The organism is Streptomyces sp. NPDC057002 (assembly GCF_042673825.1).
Classification (GTDB): domain Bacteria; phylum Actinomycetota; class Actinomycetes; order Streptomycetales; family Streptomycetaceae; genus Streptomyces.
In genome coordinates, this window is record NZ_JBHURZ010000001.1 from 259,448 (window position 1) to 275,644 (window position 16,197).

Annotated in this window: 12 protein-coding genes; 7 read left to right on the plus strand and 5 right to left on the minus strand. The window is 71.1% G+C overall.

Translation table 11 applies throughout. The features are described 5' to 3' along the window. Positions 1-35: 35 nt before the first annotated feature. Together ACFT32_RS01200 and ACFT32_RS01205 are read right to left on the minus strand one after the other, a co-directional pair. Positions 36-1,196, minus strand: coding sequence for a CaiB/BaiF CoA transferase family protein (locus ACFT32_RS01200; protein WP_382486994.1), 1,161 nt, complete (start codon positions 1,194-1,196; stop codon positions 36-38). A 75-nt stretch (positions 1,197-1,271) separates the two neighbouring features. After that, positions 1,272-1,640 (minus strand): hypothetical protein, encoded by a 369-nt coding sequence (locus ACFT32_RS01205; protein ID WP_382484378.1) that lies wholly within the window; start codon positions 1,638-1,640, stop codon positions 1,272-1,274. Positions 1,641-1,876: 236 nt separating this feature from the next. On the opposite strand from ACFT32_RS01205, the gene ACFT32_RS01210 reads away from it, so the two are divergent. Next, complete coding sequence (locus ACFT32_RS01210) at positions 1,877-2,839, plus strand: LLM class flavin-dependent oxidoreductase (RefSeq protein WP_382484381.1); 963 nt, start codon at positions 1,877-1,879, stop codon at positions 2,837-2,839. A 37-nt stretch (positions 2,840-2,876) separates the two neighbouring features. Beyond that, positions 2,877-4,094: an MFS transporter gene (locus tag ACFT32_RS01215; RefSeq protein ID WP_382484384.1), complete on the plus strand. Its 1,218-nt coding sequence runs from the start codon at positions 2,877-2,879 to the stop codon at positions 4,092-4,094. A gap of 28 nt (positions 4,095-4,122) precedes the next feature. Here the strand turns inward: ACFT32_RS01215 and ACFT32_RS01220 are convergent, their stop codons facing one another. Together ACFT32_RS01220 and ACFT32_RS01225 are read right to left on the minus strand one after the other, a co-directional pair. Then, positions 4,123-6,012: an ATP-binding cassette domain-containing protein gene (locus ACFT32_RS01220; RefSeq protein ID WP_382484386.1), complete on the minus strand. Its 1,890-nt coding sequence runs from the start codon at positions 6,010-6,012 to the stop codon at positions 4,123-4,125. 255 nt (positions 6,013-6,267) lie between these two features. After that, positions 6,268-7,014 (minus strand): TSUP family transporter, encoded by a 747-nt coding sequence (locus ACFT32_RS01225; RefSeq protein ID WP_382486996.1) that lies wholly within the window; start codon positions 7,012-7,014, stop codon positions 6,268-6,270. A gap of 174 nt (positions 7,015-7,188) precedes the next feature. Between ACFT32_RS01225 and ACFT32_RS01230 the strand changes: the two genes are divergently transcribed. Further along, a complete protein-coding gene (locus ACFT32_RS01230; RefSeq protein WP_382484388.1) occupies positions 7,189-8,169 on the plus strand; it encodes an ATP-binding cassette domain-containing protein in 981 nt (326 codons plus the stop codon). Beyond that, the gene (locus tag ACFT32_RS01235) at positions 8,166-8,957 is read left to right on the plus strand and encodes an ABC transporter permease (RefSeq protein ID WP_382484391.1); all 792 of its coding nucleotides are present in this window, start codon (positions 8,166-8,168) and stop codon (positions 8,955-8,957) included. The genes ACFT32_RS01230 and ACFT32_RS01235 overlap by 4 nt, the downstream gene beginning before the upstream one ends. Here ACFT32_RS01235 and ACFT32_RS01240 read toward each other — a convergent pair. Next, complete coding sequence (locus ACFT32_RS01240) at positions 8,938-12,072, minus strand: ATP-binding protein (RefSeq protein ID WP_382484392.1); 3,135 nt, start codon at positions 12,070-12,072, stop codon at positions 8,938-8,940. The genes ACFT32_RS01235 and ACFT32_RS01240 overlap by 20 nt on opposite strands. A 243-nt stretch (positions 12,073-12,315) precedes the next feature. Here ACFT32_RS01240 and ACFT32_RS01245 point away from each other — a divergent pair, with 243 nt between their 5' ends. From ACFT32_RS01245 to ACFT32_RS01255, 3 genes are all read left to right on the plus strand, one after another. Further along, a complete protein-coding gene (locus tag ACFT32_RS01245; RefSeq protein WP_382484394.1) occupies positions 12,316-13,422 on the plus strand; it encodes an NADP-dependent oxidoreductase in 1,107 nt (368 codons plus the stop codon). 18 nt (positions 13,423-13,440) lie between these two features. Beyond that, positions 13,441-14,802 (plus strand): FAD-binding protein, encoded by a 1,362-nt coding sequence (locus ACFT32_RS01250; protein ID WP_382484396.1) that lies wholly within the window; start codon positions 13,441-13,443, stop codon positions 14,800-14,802. A 314-nt stretch (positions 14,803-15,116) separates the two neighbouring features. Continuing rightward, positions 15,117-16,181 carry an extracellular solute-binding protein gene (locus ACFT32_RS01255; protein WP_382484398.1) on the plus strand — a complete coding sequence of 355 codons (1,065 nt, stop codon included), beginning with the start codon at positions 15,117-15,119 and terminating at the stop codon, positions 16,179-16,181. The last annotated feature ends 16 nt before the right edge of the window (positions 16,182-16,197 follow it).

Genomic DNA, 16,197 nt, shown 5'->3' on the forward strand with positions numbered 1-16,197 from the left:
GTGGTGGGTTAGGGGGTGAGGGGTGGAAGGGATGGTCAGGACGGAGGGAGAAGCTCCGTTGTGTGCTGACCCAGGCTCGGTGGCGGCAGGCGGTACCGAGCGGGTGTGGCGCTCAGCGCGATAGGGCTCGCGACCTGCCGGAAGGGGCCGCCCGCTTCATCGGCGAGTGCGGCCGGAAGGTCGACGATGCCTGGGAGGCCGAGCTCCCGGGCGAAGCCGAATGCCTCGTCGACGGTGTTGACAGGTCCGGCCGGCACCCCTGCGGCCAGCAGGACCGCCGACCAGTGGTCCGCTCCGTCGGCGCCCAGTCGTTCCGTCAGGACGCCCCGCAGTTCGCCGCGGTGGGCGACGCGGTCGCCGTTGGAGCGGAAGCGTTCGTCGAGCGCGAGACCGGGATCTCCTACGACGTCGGCGAGGGCCGCGAACTGTTTGTCGTTGCCCACCGCGATTGCGATCGGGCGATCGGCGGTCGGGAAGGTCTCGTACGGGGCGATGCTCGGGTGCGCGTTGCCCATACGGCCCGGAACCACACCGGCGACCGCGAAAGCCGATGCCTGGTTGACCATGGCCGACAGCAGCGAACTGAGGAGGTTCACCTCCACGTGCTGGCCCTGCCCGGTGGCGTCCCGGTGCCGGAGAGCCGCGAGGATGCCGAGCGAGGCGTGCAGTCCGGTGATCACGTCGACCAGGGCCACGCCCGCCTTCACCGGCTCCCCCGACGCGTCCCCTGTCACGCTCATCAGCCCGCCGACGGCCTGCGCGAGCAGGTCGTAACCGGGGATCGCCGCGCCCGCTCCGCTGCCGAAGCCGCTGATCGAGCAGTAGACCAACCCCGGGTGCCGGGCGAGGAGTTCGCGATGGCCCAGCCCGAGCCGCTCCATCGTGCCGGGCCGGAAGTTCTCCACGACCACGTCGCACTCGGCGACCAGGGACCGCGCCTGTTCGCGGCCGGTCTCCGTGGCCAGGTCCAGAACGACCGATCTCTTGTTCCGGTTCACGCTCAGGAAATAGGTCGACGTACCGTCGTGGTCCGTCGGCGGCTGCCAGGCCCGGGTGTCGTCCCCGATGCCCGGCCGCTCGATCTTGACCACGTCGGCGCCCAGGTCGGCGAGGAGCATGGTGGCGTAGGGCCCCGCGAGAACCCGGGAGAAGTCGGCGACGCGTACCCCGCCCAGTGCGCCCCGTCCGTCCGGCATGTTGTCCTGGGTGCTCACGCACCCTCCTCTCTGATCGTCCCGCTCGCCCGTGGCTCCGCGGGAGTGGTGTACCTGTCACCACCCAGGGCGCACAGGCGATTCCGGGTGGATGAGTGCGACCACGGGCAGGCCCTGGTCGTGAGGAGCGACGGCCCGTACGACCGTCACCCGGGCGCCCACCGCCACGACGACCGGTGCCGTTCCGGTCACCTGGCAGAGCAGCTTGAAGCCCTCGTCCATCGCGACGAACCACGTGTTCTGCTGGACCTGGCCGTTACGGCGGACCACGACTCCGGCACCCGCGCTGCGTTCCCGGCCGAAGGCCATGGCGCCGCACGCACGGCAGTACGAGCGCCGGTAGGCGGGAGTGCCGCACCAGAGGCAGCGCTGGAAGAAGAGACTTTTCCCGAGCCCGGTGTCCTCCCGGGTTTCCGTCTGGAGCATCGCGGCCTCCCGCACGCAATTCGGTGACCGGAAAAAGGTGACCGGAATCCGATGTCCCTTTCACCCTGGCCCTGAGCCGGAGCGCAGGTCAACGACGACCTGGCGCATCTTTGTGCGTGTAAAGCGTTCCGTCCGCGCACCCGGTGTATCCACCAATGACTACGATCGGACTCCCGGCATGTCCCTGGTCGGCCGCTGGACGATGACGACGTGAACCTGCGGAGGATGAGATCACCATGACGAATCGGGACGGCGCGATCGGCGCCCTCTTGCCCCGTGACATTCCGGCGCGGGACATCATCACCTTCGCCCGGCGGGCGGAGGAGCACGGCTTCGACGAGCTGTGGGTGGTGGAGGACCTCGGCTACCGGGGCGGGCTGGTGCAGGCGGCCACCGTCCTCGCCGCCACGACGCGGATCCGCGTCGGCGTCGGGCTGCTGCCGGCCGCCGCCCGCAATGTCGCCTTCGCCGCGATGGAGATCGCGAGTCTCGTCCAACTCCATCCCGATCGCGTGGACATCGCCGTCGGCCACGGCATGCCCTCGTGGATGCGCAGCGTCGGGGCATGGCCCAAGAGCCCCCTCACGCTCCTGAGCGAGTACATCACCGTCCTGAGAGCGGTACTGAGCGGCCGGCCCGTGCACCACGACGGGCAGTACGTCCGCGTCGAAGGCACGCATCTGCACGAGACCGCGACACCGGCCACGGCCCCCGCCGTCCTGGCCGGCGTGCGCGGCCCCAAGTCCCTGGCCGTCTCCGGTGACGTGGCCGACGGCACTCTCCTCGCGGAGCCGGTCACCCCCGCCTATGTGCGCGAGGCCCTCAAGCACATCGCCCCGACCCGCCCGCACCGTCTGGTCGCCTACAACATCGCGGCGGTCGACGAGGACCCCGCCGTCGCGCTGTCAGCGGTCCGCCCCGCACTCGAAGTGGTGGGAGAACCGGACTGGCGGCCCCACATCGCCCCGCTCCCCTTCTACGACGAACTCGTCGCCCTGCGCTCCCGCTGCGACAACCCTCAGGACTTCGCCCGCGCCCTTCCGGACGACTGGGTGGCGCAACTCGCCGTGGCGGGCACGCCGGGGCAGGCCCGGTCCAGGGTGACGGAGTTGTTCGACGCGGGCGTCACCAGCGCCGTCCTCACCCCGGTGGGCGACGACCACCTGGCGTCACTGGATTCGCTCGCGGCGATCCTGTGAGCAGTCCTCCGACACGCGTGAAAGAGCAAGATTCTTGATGGACCCGGCCACCCGCCGCCGCCGAGCGGCGCTGTTCCTCTTCTTCCTCATACCCGGCCTCTCGATCTCCTCGTGGGTGACCCGGACGCCCGACATCCGGGACCAACTCGACGTCTCGACGGCGCAGATGGGCATCGTGCTGTTCGGGCTGTCGGTCGGCTCGATGATCGGCATTCTCAGTTCCGGAACGCTCGTGGCCAGGTTCGGCACCCGGCCCGTCATGGGCGTCGCGACACTGCTGGTCATTCTGAGCATGGCGGTCATAGGCGGCGGGACGATGCTGTCCTCCGCGCCCGCGACCACCGCCGGGCTGTTCCTCTTCGGGGCCGGTATGGGCGGTGGGGAGGTGGCGATCAACATCGACGGCGCCGACGTCGAGCGGATCACGGGGCGGACGGTACTTCCCACACTGCACGGGTTCTTCAGCCTGGGCACGGTCGTGGGGGCCGCGTTCGGCATTCTGTGCACCGCTGTCTCCTGGCCGGTGCAGTGGCACCTGACCGGCATGGCCGTCGTCACGGCGGTCATGTTCGTCCATGCCTTCCGTGCCATTCCCCACGCGGTCGGCAAGACCCGGGCCGACGGCGGCTCGCGGCCTGATGCCGGCGCCGCGCCGACCGAGGTGCGGGTCTGGAAGGACCCGCGGCTGCTGCTGATCGGCGGTGTCATCCTGGCCATGGCGCTGGCCGAGGGTTCCGCCAACGACTGGCTGCCCCTGCTCATGGTCGACGGCCACGGCATGGATCCCGCTCTGGGGTCAGCCGTCTACACGGGCTTCGCCGCCGCCATGACCATCGGCCGTTTCGCCGGCGGACTCCTCATCGACCGGCTCGGCCGCGCCCCCGTCGTCCGGGCCAGCGCCGTCTGCGCGACTCTGGGTATCGCCGTCGTCGTCTTCGCCGACTCGGCCGTCCTCGCGGGGGCCGCCGTTCTCCTCTGGGGTCTGGGAGCCTCGCTCGGTTTCCCGGTCACCCTCTCGGCGGCCGGTGACTCGGGGCCCGACTCGGCCGCGCGCGTCAGCCTTGTGGCGATGATCGGCTACGTCGCGTTCCTCGTCGGGCCCCCGTGTCTCGGTTTCCTCGGCGAGCACTACGGGCTGCGCGTCGCCATGATCGTCGTCCTCGCCTTCACCGCCGTCGCGATCGTCCTCGCTCCCGCCGTCGGCAGGCGCCCCGCCACGGCCTCACCGGCCACCGAGCCGGCCGCAAGGCCGTGAGGGCGTGACGGCGTGACGGCGGAGGGCCTCACCGGTCCTGCGACAGGGAGACGAGTTCCGCGAAGAGGCCTCCGGCGTTCGCCAACTCCTCGTATGTGCCCTGTTCGATGACCCGGCCCTGGTCCATGACGAGGATGCGGTCGGCGAGCCTGGTGTTCTCGAGTTGGTGGGTGACGACGATCGTCATGCGCTCGGCGGCGACACGCTTGATCTCCAGGAAGATGGCGTGCTCGCCGCGGGCGTCCATCTGCGAGGTCGGTTCGTCCAGGATCAGCAGCGGGGTCTGCCGGTAGAGCACGCGGCCGCATGCGAGGCGCTGCCACTGCCCGCCGGACAACTCGGCACCGCCCCACAGCTCTTTGGCGAGAAGGGTGTCGAGTCGCCGGGGCAGTTTCTCGATCGCCTCGCGCATGCCGACGGCGTCGACGACATCCCACACCGGTCCGTCGTCGTGCGTCCGCGGCTGGCCCAGGGTGATGTTCTCGCGGGCGCGCAGGGGCCAGCAGGCGAAGTTCTGGGGGACGAGCGCGGTGCGGTTCCACACGGCGTCGGGATCGGCCTCGGCGAGGTCGATGTCGTCCCACAGCACGCGGCCCTTGTCGGCGAGCAGGATGCCGGTGATGAGTTTCGTCAGGGTCGACTTGCCCGAGCCGTTCTCGCCGACGACGGCCAGGATCTCGCCGCGGCGCAGCGTGAGCGACACTCCCGCGACGGCGGGTTCCTCCTTGCCCGGGTATGTGAACACGACCTCGTCGAGACGGATCCGGTCCACGCGTTCCGGGATGGCCGACTCCCCGCGCCTGGGGGCGCGTTCCTGTGCCATGTCGAGGAAGGAGCGCATGTCGGCGAGGTAGAGCGAGGTGTGGAACAGGGCGGCGCCGTGGATGACGAACTGGGACAGGGCGGCCAGCGTGGTCTGGACGGCGATCACCGCGGTGGCCGCGACGGGCAGGGCGATACGGCCGGAGGCGGCCAGCCAGGCGAGGGCGGACCAGGTGCACAGCAGGAAGGTCCCGCCCAGGGCGCCTGCGCCCAGGGAGATGTGCAGCATGCGCGGCGCGGCGGTCAGGGTGCGCCGGTCGATCCGGTCGGACAGGGCGCGGTACCAGTAGGTGAGGTAGCCGGTCATGCCGTTGGCGCGGACCTCGTCGCCGAAGCGGGAGTAGGTGGCCCACCAGCGCATCATGGAGCGCACGTTGCGGTCGCCGAGGTTGAGGTAGTGGGTCTCGTAGTCGACGCGTGCGGACAGGACAGCTCCGGCGCCGGCCGGGAGGACGGCCAGCAGGAGCAGGGGAAGCAGCAGCGGGTGCAGGGTCGTGACCACGCCGCTCGCGGCGATCATCCGGATCAGGGCGGACATGAAGCGCTGGGCGTCCTGGACCATCAGCCGGGTTCGGGTGACGCCGATCTCGGCGGCCTCCTGCCGGTCGGCGAACCCGTCCTCACCGTAGGCGCTCGACTCCACTCGGCACACGGCGGTCACGAGCGCGATGTCCGCCTCGGTCATCAGCAGCGGGGTGATCCTTCCGTCGGCGTACGAGGACAGGGCACTGCTGACGCGGCCGACGGCGGCGGCCGCCGTCACGACGATCAGGGCGGGCAGCGCCGCGTGCAGGCGTTCGGACACGGTGCCGGTGCCGAGGATGTGGGTCATCGCCAGTGCCGTGAAGGCCAGGACGACGGCGGCCGCGGTGCCGGTGAGCAACTGGCAGGCGAGGAGCAGAACGACGCCGGGCCTGTCGACGGCCCAGGCCATCCGCGCGGTGTGTACGAGCACGGAGGGCAGCCGGCGGCACATCGCGCCGAAACCGGCGTCCGCCAGCGGGTTCTTGCCGAACTTGCCCTCGAAGCTGATGGTCGCCGGCGGTGGAGGGGGCGGCGTCTTCGCGTTGTCGGTCGAGGTGTCGGTCACAGTCACCTGCGTCCCTCCTCAGGGTCGATGCCGCGCCTGGGTGGCTCGGCGGTGCACGGCCTAACGACCCGGCACGGGAATCGAACGCGAGCGATTCCGGACGCGTGCGGACCCGGACACGGCAAGGGCTCGGGTGCGGGAACGCCGCGTTGAAGCCGCCGTCGGGCGGCAGGAGTTGTCCGAAACACCGATGTCTGAAATGCGAGTGACGGATGAGGTTGAAGGATTCCCGCCGCGTGCCTCCGGGGTCCCTTGCGCGGATCAGCGAAGCGCGCTGACCGCGTACAGGGCGCCGAGCGCCGTCGCCAGGGTGCCGAGGACGAGGCGGAGGAGGGGCTCGGGCAGGTGCGGCTGGAGGCGGGCTCCGAGGTAGCCGCCGAGGAGCCCCCCGAGGCCGCAGGACAGGCCGAGGAACCAGTCGGGGGCGATGCTGCCGCTGTGGGCCAGGGACAGCAGGGCGTAGGTGGCGGCGCCGACCACGGATGTGGCGAAGGTGGAGGCGAGGGCGGCCGGGGCGACCTTGGAGACGGGGACACCGCGCCCGACCAGGACGGGGCCGAGGATCGAGCCGCCGCCGATGCCGTAGATACCGCCCACGACGCCGACCGCGAGCGCCAGGCGGGTGACCGTGCGGGGCGCGGGCTCGGGGCGCCGGATCTCCGGGGGTGCGGGGCGCAGGGTCCGGACGATGAGCCAGCCGCCGAGGGGAAGCATCAGCGCGGCGACCAGGAGGCGGAAGACACCCGGCCCTGGAAGGGCGAACACACGGATGACCGCTCCGAGGACGACACCGGGCAGGGTGCCCAGCACCAGGCGGCGGACGAGCGGTCCCGCCAGGGCGCCGTCGCGCCGGTAGCGCAGCAGGGCGCCGGGTCCCGCCACCACGTTGTAGAGCAGGTTCGTGGGAGTGACAGCCGGGTTGGGCACGGCGAAGACGCTGAGCTGCACCGGGAGCAGGAACACCGCCCCGGAGACCCCGACCGGCGCGGTCACCACGGCTATGAGCATCCCGACCGCGAGGCCGGCCGCCCCCAGTTCCCACTCCACCCGATGCCCCCACGCTGCCTGTACCGCTCGGCTTTCCGGCGACAGCGTAGATCGCGGCCTCTGCGCCGCCCGGTTCCAGGGCGCTGAAACCGTCGTGAAACCGCGCTGAATGCGCCCTGCCGCAAGCTCTGCCGCATGACGACAACGACATCGCACTCTCTCGCCATCGCGGCCAAGGGGCTGCGCAAGGCCTACGGGGACAAGACGGTCCTCGACGGCATCGACCTGGAGGTGCCGGCCGGCACGGTCTTCTCCCTGCTCGGTCCGAACGGCGCCGGCAAGACCACCGCCGTCAAGATCCTCTCCACTCTCATCACCGCCGACGCCGGCGAGTTGCACGTCGGCGGCCACAACCTCGCCGCCGACCCGCAAGCCGTGCGGGCCTCGATCGGTGTCACCGGGCAGTTCTCCGCCGTCGACGGGCTGATCACCGGCGAGGAGAACATGCTCCTCATGGCGGACCTGCACCACCTGCCCAGGCAGGAGGGGCGGCGGGTGGCCGCCGAACTGCTGGGACGCTTCGATCTCACCGACGCCGCGAAGAAGCCCGCCTCCACCTACTCCGGCGGCATGAAGCGGCGCCTCGACCTCGCCATGACCCTGGTCGGGAACCCGCGCATCATCTTCCTCGACGAGCCCACCACCGGCCTCGACCCCCGCTCCCGTCACAATATGTGGGGCATAATCCGCGAGCTGGTCTCCGACGGGGCGACCGTCTTCCTCACCACCCAGTACCTGGAAGAGGCCGACGAACTCGCCGACCGCATCGCGGTGTTGCACGACGGCACGATCGCCGCCGAGGGGAGCGCCGAGGAGCTGAAGCGGCTCATCCCCGGCGGGCATGTGCGGCTGCGCTTCACCGACCCGGACGTCTACCGCTCGGCCGCCTCCGCGCTGCGCGAGGTCACCCGCGACGACGAGGCACTGGCACTGCAGATTCCGAGCGACGGCAGCCAGCGCGAGTTGCGCTCCATCCTCGACTGGCTCGACACGGCCGGTGTCGAGGCGGACGAGCTGACCGTGCACACCCCCGACCTCGACGACGTGTTCTTCGCCCTGACCGGCCCCACCACCGTCCCCAGCCAGCCCAGCCAGCCCAAGGAGAACGTCCGATGAGCGCCCTCTCCCTCGCCGTCCGCGACTCGTCCACGATGCTGCGCCGCAACCTGCTCCACGCCCGCCGCTATCCGTCGATGACGCTGAACCTGCTGCTCACGCCGATCATGCTGCTGCTGCTCTTCGTCTACATCTTCGGCGACGTGATGAGCGCGGGCATCGGCGGCAGCGGCGCCGACCGCTCCGACTACATCGCCTACATCGTCCCGGGCCTGCTGATGATGACCATCGGCAGCACCGTGATCGGGGCCGCGATCGCCGTATCCATGGACATGACCGAGGGGCTCATCGCCCGCTTCCGCACGATGGCGATCTACCGGGGCTCCCTGCTCATCGGGCACGTCGTCGGCAGCGTGCTGCAGGTGATGGCCAGCCTGCTCCTCGTCGGCGCCGTCGCCGTGGCCATCGGGTTCCGCTCCACGGACGCCACGCTCCTGGAATGGATCGCGGCCGTGGGCCTGCTCGCCCTGTTCTCCCTCGCCCTCACCTGGATCGCGGTCGGCATGGGCATGGCCAGCCCGAACCCCGAGGCGGCCAGCAACATGGCCATGCCGCTGATCCTTCTCCCGCTGATCTCCAGCGCCTTCATCCCCGCCGACACCATGCCGGGCTGGTTCCAGCCGATCGCCGAGTACCAGCCCTTCACCCCCGCCATCGAAACCCTGCGCGGTCTGCTCCTCGGTACCGAGATCGGCAACAACGGCTGGATCGCCGTCGCCTGGTGCGTCGGCCTGAGCGCGCTCGGCTACCGCTGGTCCACGGCACAGTTCAACCGCGACCCGAAGTAGCGGCAACCGCCATGACCGCGCGGGCCGCATCCCGCAACTCGCTCCGCTCCAGGGCGGCGTACTCCGACACCGCGTCGGCGTAGGCCGCCCCGTCGGCCTTCTCGGCCGCCCGCCGGGCCCGGGCCGCCGACATCGTCGGCTGGTAGTCGCGCAGCACCCGCAGCCGTTCGGCCAGGGCGATCATCCGTACGGCCGAGGCGTCGCCGGTCGCGAGCCCCGCCATGCCGAGGGCGTGCAGCGCCGTCCCGTACCGAAACTCCATGGGCGAGCCGGCCGGACCGTCGAGCATGGTCCGCAGCTCCTGCCGCAGCCGGTCGACCACGTCCGCGACCAGTTCCAGACGGCCGACGTGCGCGTGTGCCGTCACCGCCGCCGACTGGATCTGCAGTACCCACCGGTCGTAGAAGGGATCGCCGCCGTGCACCGGGCCGACCTCGGCCATCCCCTCCACGGCGCTGCGCCACAGACCGAGTCCGACCTCCGTCAGCCCGCGTGCGAGCGCGATCTCGGCGCGCCCGCCGAGGCCGGGGCTGTGGAAGTCGTCCTGCAGCGGGGCGTTGTGGCCCTCCGCTTGCCGCAGCCAGTACTCGGCCTCGTCGGGGTCGCCACGGTGCAGGCAGGCGAGGACGAGGCCACTGCGTACGCCGATGGAGTCGTGTTCGTCACCGAGCCGCGGCAGCGCCTCCAGAGCCGCCTTGAGATGCTCGTACGCGGCCTCGCCCTGCTCCGTCCTCAGGCACAGCTCGCCCAGCCGGGCGTGACCCATGACCTGAAGGAACGGATTGTCGACCGGCGCGAGTACGGCGATGATCCGCCGAGCCGAGGCGTACGCGCGGTCGATGTCGTGCTCGTACTCCCAGACGTAGGTGGCGACGCACTCGGCGATGCCGGCGAGCAGCGGCTGCTCGCTGTCGCAGAGTTCGCGCAGCACCTCGTAGTCGGGCGGCAGCATCTCGGGAACCGAGCCCAGCACGATCGCGATGGCGCGCACCAGGGTGTCCGGCGGGGCCGGGGGCAGCCGCCGGAGGGTGACGAGCTGGCGTACGACGTGCGGGCCGTAGCCCATGAACAGGGTCGCCGTGGACAACACCGCGGCGGCGCGGGCGACTTCGACGTACTCGGGCTCGGGGTGGTAGTGCGACAGGGGCGGACCGGTCTCCGCGGCGAGGGTGGTGAGGCGGGTGAAGTTGGAGCCGGTGGACCACAGGGCGGTGAGGACCGCGGTGAGGGCGGCGATGGTGGGGCCGTCCGTACGGGCCAGGGCGTGCCGCAGCGCCGACACGAGGTTGTCCTGCTCGGCCCTGATCCGCTCCCAGGCGGACAGCGGTCCCGAGCCGAAGAACCAGTCGTGGTGCACGACCCCGAAGTCCCGCGCCCAGGCGAGAAAACGGCCGACGGCCTCCTCGTCCTCGCCCGCCTCCGTGCGCCGGGCCGCGCTGAACTCCCGTACGGTCTCCAGCATCCGGAACCGCACACCCGCCGGGGTGTCGGCGACGGTGAGCAGCGACTGGTCGGCCAGTTGCTCCAGCAGGAACAGCGCGTCGTCGCCCAGCACATGCTCCGCCGCCTCACCGGTGAAGCCGCCCGGGAAGACGGACAGCAGGCGCAGCGCCGCCCTGGCCTGCTCGTCGAGGAGGTTCCAGCTCCAGTCCACGACGGCGTGCAGGGTGCGGTGACGTTCCGGCACGTCCCGCGCCCCGCCGCGCAGCAGCGCGAACCGGTCGCCGAGGCGGCGGGCGATCTCCGGCACCGACAGCACCCGTACCCGCGCCGCCGCCAGTTCCACGGCGAGCGGCAGCCCGTCGAGGTGGCGGCACAGTTCGGCCACCGCGTCCGGCGGCAGCCGCACGCCGGGCCGGGCGGCCCGGGCCCGCTGGGTGAACAGCTCGACCGAGGTGGCGAGTTCCAGCTCCGGCAGCGCGTACACCGCCTCCGACGTCAGACCGAGGGGCGCTCGGCTCGTGGCGAGCACCCTCAGGTCCTTCGACGCGGAGACCAGTGCCCGGACCAGGCCGGCGGCGCCCCGGACGATCTGCTCGCAGTTGTCGAGCACCAGCAGCGCGGGCCCGGGGCCGAGCACGCCGAGGATGCCGGACACGGGATCGTGGCCGCTCATGGCGGCACCGGGCCGCACCTCGCCCGCACCGAGCGCGGAGGCCACCTCCGCGGTCACGTCCGCGTCCGCGGTGACGCCGGCGAGCGGCACGAAATACACCACGCGCTGCTCGGCCCTGCGGCTGACGGCGTGCGCGAGCCGGGTCTTGCCGAGGCCGCCGGGGCCGGCGACGGTGACGGCGCGGGAGGCGCGCAGCAGCCGTTCCACCGCCGCGATGTCCTCGTCCCGGCCGAGGAGCGGGTTCGGCTCGTGCGGCACGCCGTGTCTGACCGCCGGTGGCTCACCGCGCAGCAACTCCCGCTGTACGGCCTTGAGACCGGCGCCGGGATCCGTGCCGAGCTCGTCGCGCAGCTCGCGGCGGTAGGCCTCGTACCGCGTCAGCGCGGCGGACGGGCCGGCCGTCGCGGCCTCGGCACGCAGCAGTTCGGCGAGTACTTCCTCGTCGCGGGGATGCTCCGCGGCGGCCACGGCCAGCGGTCCGGCCGCCTCCGCGTGGCGTCCGAGGCGGGCGAGCGCGAGGGCCCGCGCGCGGACGAGCGCGCCACGGACGGGAGCGCGCTCGACGCGAAGCGCGGCCAAGGGGTCGTCGGTGTCCTCGCCCCCGGCACGGGTGCCCTCCCACAGCGCGAGCCCGGCCTCGGCGGCCGCCAGCGATCCGGCGTGGTCTCCGGCCCTGGCCCGGTCCGCGCCGGCGGCGGCGTGCCGCAGCAGGGCGGCGCTGTCGACCTGGTCATCGGCGAGGGTGAGCCGGTAACCGGTCGGAGTGCCTGCGATGACGTCGGCGCCCAGCTGCCCCCGCGCCCTGGACACGAGGACCTGCAGCGCCTTGCCCGGCCGCTCCGGCAGCTCCTCCGGCCACAGCCCCGCCACGAGCCGGTCGGTGCTGCAGCCGGTGCGCAAGTCGCCCGCGAGCAGCGCCAGGAGGTTGCGGAGCCGGGGCGCGGTGACCTCCTGTCCGCGGTAGGCGACACGCGGCAGCAGGGTCAGGTCGGTGGTCACCCGTGCAGATTAGCCGTGGTCCGGCCACCGGAACTCCCTGCGCGGGCCGGACTCCCGCCGCGCGGAGGGCTGCCGCGCGCTCAGGTGCGCGGGCACGCTCGGCGTCGTCCAGCCGCGTGTAGCACCTGACCCGGCGACCAAATAGAGATGAATTCACTTCAGGTTCATCCCGCGAGCATGCGACCTGCATCCATCGACACAGGAAGTAGACGAGCAAACTCCGCCATGATACAAGTTCAGTTCATGGACCAGATACGCGCCCGAGGCGGGGTGACGATCGGTCGTGAAGTCCGGCCGGTCGCCTACCCCCGCGGCGAGATCCGGGCATCCGACTTCCGCGTCGTCGAAGCCGCGGTGCGGCGGCCGGGGCCGGGCGAGGTGCTGGTCCGGAACACCTGGACGTCCGTCGACGCCGCCCTCCGGCTGCGGCTCAGGAAGACGGCACCACCCGGCTACTTTCCGGCCTTCCCCCTCGAACAGGCCATGGACGGGATCATGACCGTCGGGGAGGTCCTCGAGTCGCGCGCCGCCGGATTCGCCCCCGGCGACACGGTGTCGCACGCCTCCGGCTGGCGCGATTACGCGATCGTCGAGGCGGGGAAGCAGGCGCTCGGCGGTGTCGGCACCCTCACCAAACTCGACGTAGGCATCGCACCGCCCCAGGCACACCTCGGCGTGCTCGGCGCCACCGGCCTCACCGCCTACGCCGGCCTCTTCCATGTGGCGGGGCTGCGCGACGGCGACGTCGTGTGGGTCTCCGCCGCGGCCGGAGCCGTCGGCAGCCTAGTCGCACAGCTGGCGAAGATCCGCGGCCATCGCGTCATCGGCAGCGCCGGTTCCGAGGAGAAGGTGCGCTATCTCCTGGAGGAGCTGGGCCTGGACGCCGCGTTCGACCACCGGAGCGGCAGCCTCCCCGACCTGCTGCGCGCGGCGGCACCGGACGGCGTGGACGTGTACTTCGACAACGTCGGCGGCGACCACCTCCAGGCCGCTCTCGGAGCGCTGCGGAAGTCGGGCCGGGTCGCCGTCTGCGGCATGATCTCGCAGTATGCGGCGGATGAGCCGCCGCACGGCCCCGACAACCTCATGCTGGCCGTGACGAAGAGCCTGACGATCCGCGGCTTCCGCGGCAGCGAACACACTCACGTGCTGCCCGAGATGAGGCGGCAGATGGCCGCGTGGATCGGCGAGGGCCGCCTGCGCCGGCGCGAGACGGTCGTCGACGGGCTGACGCGGGCGCCTGCGGCGCTCGCGGGACTGCTGCGCGGCGACAACACCGGAAAGACGCTCGTACGGATCGACGGCGTGTCCCGGCCCGAGGGCGCCGGGAGTACCGACAGCGTGAACTGACACGAGGACTGGGTGCGAATGCCGGACCACCGAAAGGTCGACCTGCTCGTCATCGGGGCAGGCATGGCCGGACTGACCGCGGGTGCGAGAGCCGTCCGCGAGGGACTGTCCGTCACCGTCGTCGAGATCAGCGGCGACGTAGGCGGATCCGCGCGCTACGCGGGGTACGCCTGGACCGCCCCGAGCCACGAGGTGATGGACCGGCACAACCCGGGCGGAGACGCCTCGCTGAAGCGCGCGCTCGTGGACCGGTTCCAGGAGGGCATCGCGTGGATCCGGAGCACGGGGGTCGAGGCCAAGGACGCCCAGCCCATCCTCGGTTTCGGCCAGGGGCACCAGTTCGACACGAATCACTATGCCGACACCTGCCGCCGCATCATCGTGGAGGCGGGCGGTGAACTGCTGCTCGACACCGACACCGAGCGGCTCGTCCTGGAGAACGGCGCCGTCACCGGAGCGGTACTCGTCACGGGCGAGGGCAAGCGCCGGCAGGTGCGCGCCACCTCGACCCTCCTGGCCACGGGCGGCTTCCAGGGCGACATGGAGCTCCGGAACAAGCTCGTGCATCCTCGCGCCGGCCGGCTGGAACTGCGTTCCAACCCGCACAGCAGGGGAGCCGGCTACCGCCTGGCGACCGCCGCCGGAGCATCGACCGGGCTGCCGGGGGCCGGTTTCTACGGACATCTGATCCCGAGCGGCGTCCCGTTCACGGACCCGTCCGACTTCGTGGATCTGTCGCTGTACTACAGCGAGCACGCGCTGCTGTTCAACGTGGACAACGAGCGGTTCACCGATGAAACGCCCGGGGACCACCTGACGACGATGGCGCTGATGGAGCAACCCGAGAACCGCGGGCTCCTCATCGCCGACGCCCGCGTGTTCCGCGACTGGGTGGTGGGCTCCTACGTGAAGGGGGCCGTGGCCGTGGACAAGTTCGCGCTGGCCGCCCGAAGGGGCGGACGGGTCGGTTTCGCCGAGAACCTCGACGAGCTTGCCTACCTTCCCGAGGAGTGGGGGTACGACGGACCGGCCATCCGCGCGGCCGTCGAGCGGTTCAACGCCCGGACGGCGGCCGGCGAGGAGCCCGTGCCGGGACGCCGGCTCGACCGGGCACCGCTCGACGAACCGCCGTACTACGTCATCGAGGCGGTGCCCGCCCTCACCTTCCCGTTCCACGGGGTTCGCATCGACGACCGGGCGCGGGTGCTGGGAGAGGACGGCGAGCCCGTGGAAGGGCTCCTCGCGGCCGGTTCGGACACCGGGGGCCTGTGGTACCGGGCCTACGCGGGTGGCATCGCGTCGGCTCTCGTGTTCGGACTCACCGCGGCGCACACCGCGACGCTGCGCGCAACTCCCTGGGGACGGAGGGGCCCCGGCTGACGGGGGCGGCAGCCGAGACCGCCGAGAGGCTTGTGCGGAACGGCGGCGTCGCGCATCTTGAGAACGCCGCCGGCACCCGCGGTCCAGCCCGATACTGTCGTCACAGAACTGAAATGAGTTCAACAGAGACCAGAGGCCGGACCTCCGACCGACCCGCCCCGCACATCTACCAGCCGTTCACCAGCTAACAACGGGGGCGGCGACCCGCGAGCCCTCTCCCCGCGCCGCTTGCGCACCCTATTGCCTAACCTAGTTCAGTTTGGTAACTTCCGTGAAATCTTGACGTTCCTCGCCCTGGCCCAAGGGAGCCGAGAATGAGATCAGATCCACGACGGCGTGGGGCTTTGCTCATCCTGCTGACGATCACCTCACTGCTGGCCACCGCATGCGGCGGTGGAAACGACGACAACGCCGAGTCCAAGGTCGTGCCCGCCTCGGCGGGCATGAGCGAACTGGTCGCCGCAGCGAAGAAGGAAGGAAAGGTCACTGTCTACTCGGCCCAGGACCTGACAGCCCTCAACAACCTCGCGAAGGCCTTCGAGGCCAAGTATCCGGGGATCGACGTCAACACGGTCCGGGGCGTCGACGGTGACCTCGGCGTGAAGGTCGAGACCGAGTTCAACACCGGCAAGGGCATCGCCGACATGTACGTCAGCGCGAGCCTGTCCTGGGTGAAACCGCAGGCCGAGGCCAAGCGCTTCCTGGCACCGACCGGCCCCGAACTGACCGGCAAGGGCGACTACGACGCCAAGAAGTACGTCCACGAGGGCAACTACTTCGAGACGAACTCCGCGGTGCTCACGTTCGGCTGGAACACCAAGCTCTACCCCAAGGGACTGACCGACTACACGGGCCTGCTCGACCCGGCGCTCAAGGGCGGAAAGATCGGCGTCATCGAGCCGACGGCACCGTCGATCGTCGACTTCTACCTGTGGCTCGAGGAGAAGTACGGCGCCGGCTTCGTCAAGAAGCTGGCCGCCCAGAAGCCGCGCATCTACCCCAGCTCCCTGCCCATGGGCGAGGCCCTGACGTCCGGTGAGATCGCCGCCGGCAGCTTCGTCGCTCCGATCACGCTCGAGCCCGCCAAGAAGAAGGGCGCGCCCGTCGACTACCGCATGGCGCCGAACGGCGCATGGGGTGCCCGGTACTACGGCATGGTGCTGGAGAGCGCCCCGCACCCCAACGCCGGGCAGCTCTTCGCCGACTTCATGGTGACCGCCGAGGGACAGAAGCTGATCACGCCGTCCGCCGGCTCGGTGCTGCCCAAGATCCCCGGCACGGTGATCACCAACGACAAGGTCCGGGTGCAGGACCCGGCCAAGCTCACGCCGGACGCCGTGGCCGCGTACCAGAAGAAGTGGAAGTCCCTCTTCCAGTAGAAGTCCCGCTGCCCCG

Excerpts from the sequence above, each read along its gene's own strand:
- ACFT32_RS01200 (WP_382486994.1), bottom strand. The coding sequence starts at position 1,196 with ATGCCGGACGGACGGGGCGCACTGGGCGGGGTACGCGTCGCCGACTTC.
- ACFT32_RS01205 (WP_382484378.1), bottom strand. The coding sequence starts at position 1,640 with ATGCTCCAGACGGAAACCCGGGAGGACACCGGGCTCGGGAAAAGTCTC.
- ACFT32_RS01210 (WP_382484381.1), top strand. The coding sequence starts at position 1,877 with ATGACGAATCGGGACGGCGCGATCGGCGCCCTCTTGCCCCGTGACATT.
- ACFT32_RS01215 (WP_382484384.1), top strand. The coding sequence starts at position 2,877 with ATGGACCCGGCCACCCGCCGCCGCCGAGCGGCGCTGTTCCTCTTCTTC.
- ACFT32_RS01225 (WP_382486996.1), bottom strand. The coding sequence starts at position 7,014 with ATGCTCATAGCCGTGGTGACCGCGCCGGTCGGGGTCTCCGGGGCGGTG.
- ACFT32_RS01230 (WP_382484388.1), top strand. The coding sequence starts at position 7,189 with ATGACGACAACGACATCGCACTCTCTCGCCATCGCGGCCAAGGGGCTG.
- ACFT32_RS01235 (WP_382484391.1), top strand. The coding sequence starts at position 8,166 with ATGAGCGCCCTCTCCCTCGCCGTCCGCGACTCGTCCACGATGCTGCGC.
- ACFT32_RS01245 (WP_382484394.1), top strand. The coding sequence starts at position 12,316 with ATGGACCAGATACGCGCCCGAGGCGGGGTGACGATCGGTCGTGAAGTC.
- ACFT32_RS01250 (WP_382484396.1), top strand. The coding sequence starts at position 13,441 with ATGCCGGACCACCGAAAGGTCGACCTGCTCGTCATCGGGGCAGGCATG.
- ACFT32_RS01255 (WP_382484398.1), top strand. The coding sequence starts at position 15,117 with ATGAGATCAGATCCACGACGGCGTGGGGCTTTGCTCATCCTGCTGACG.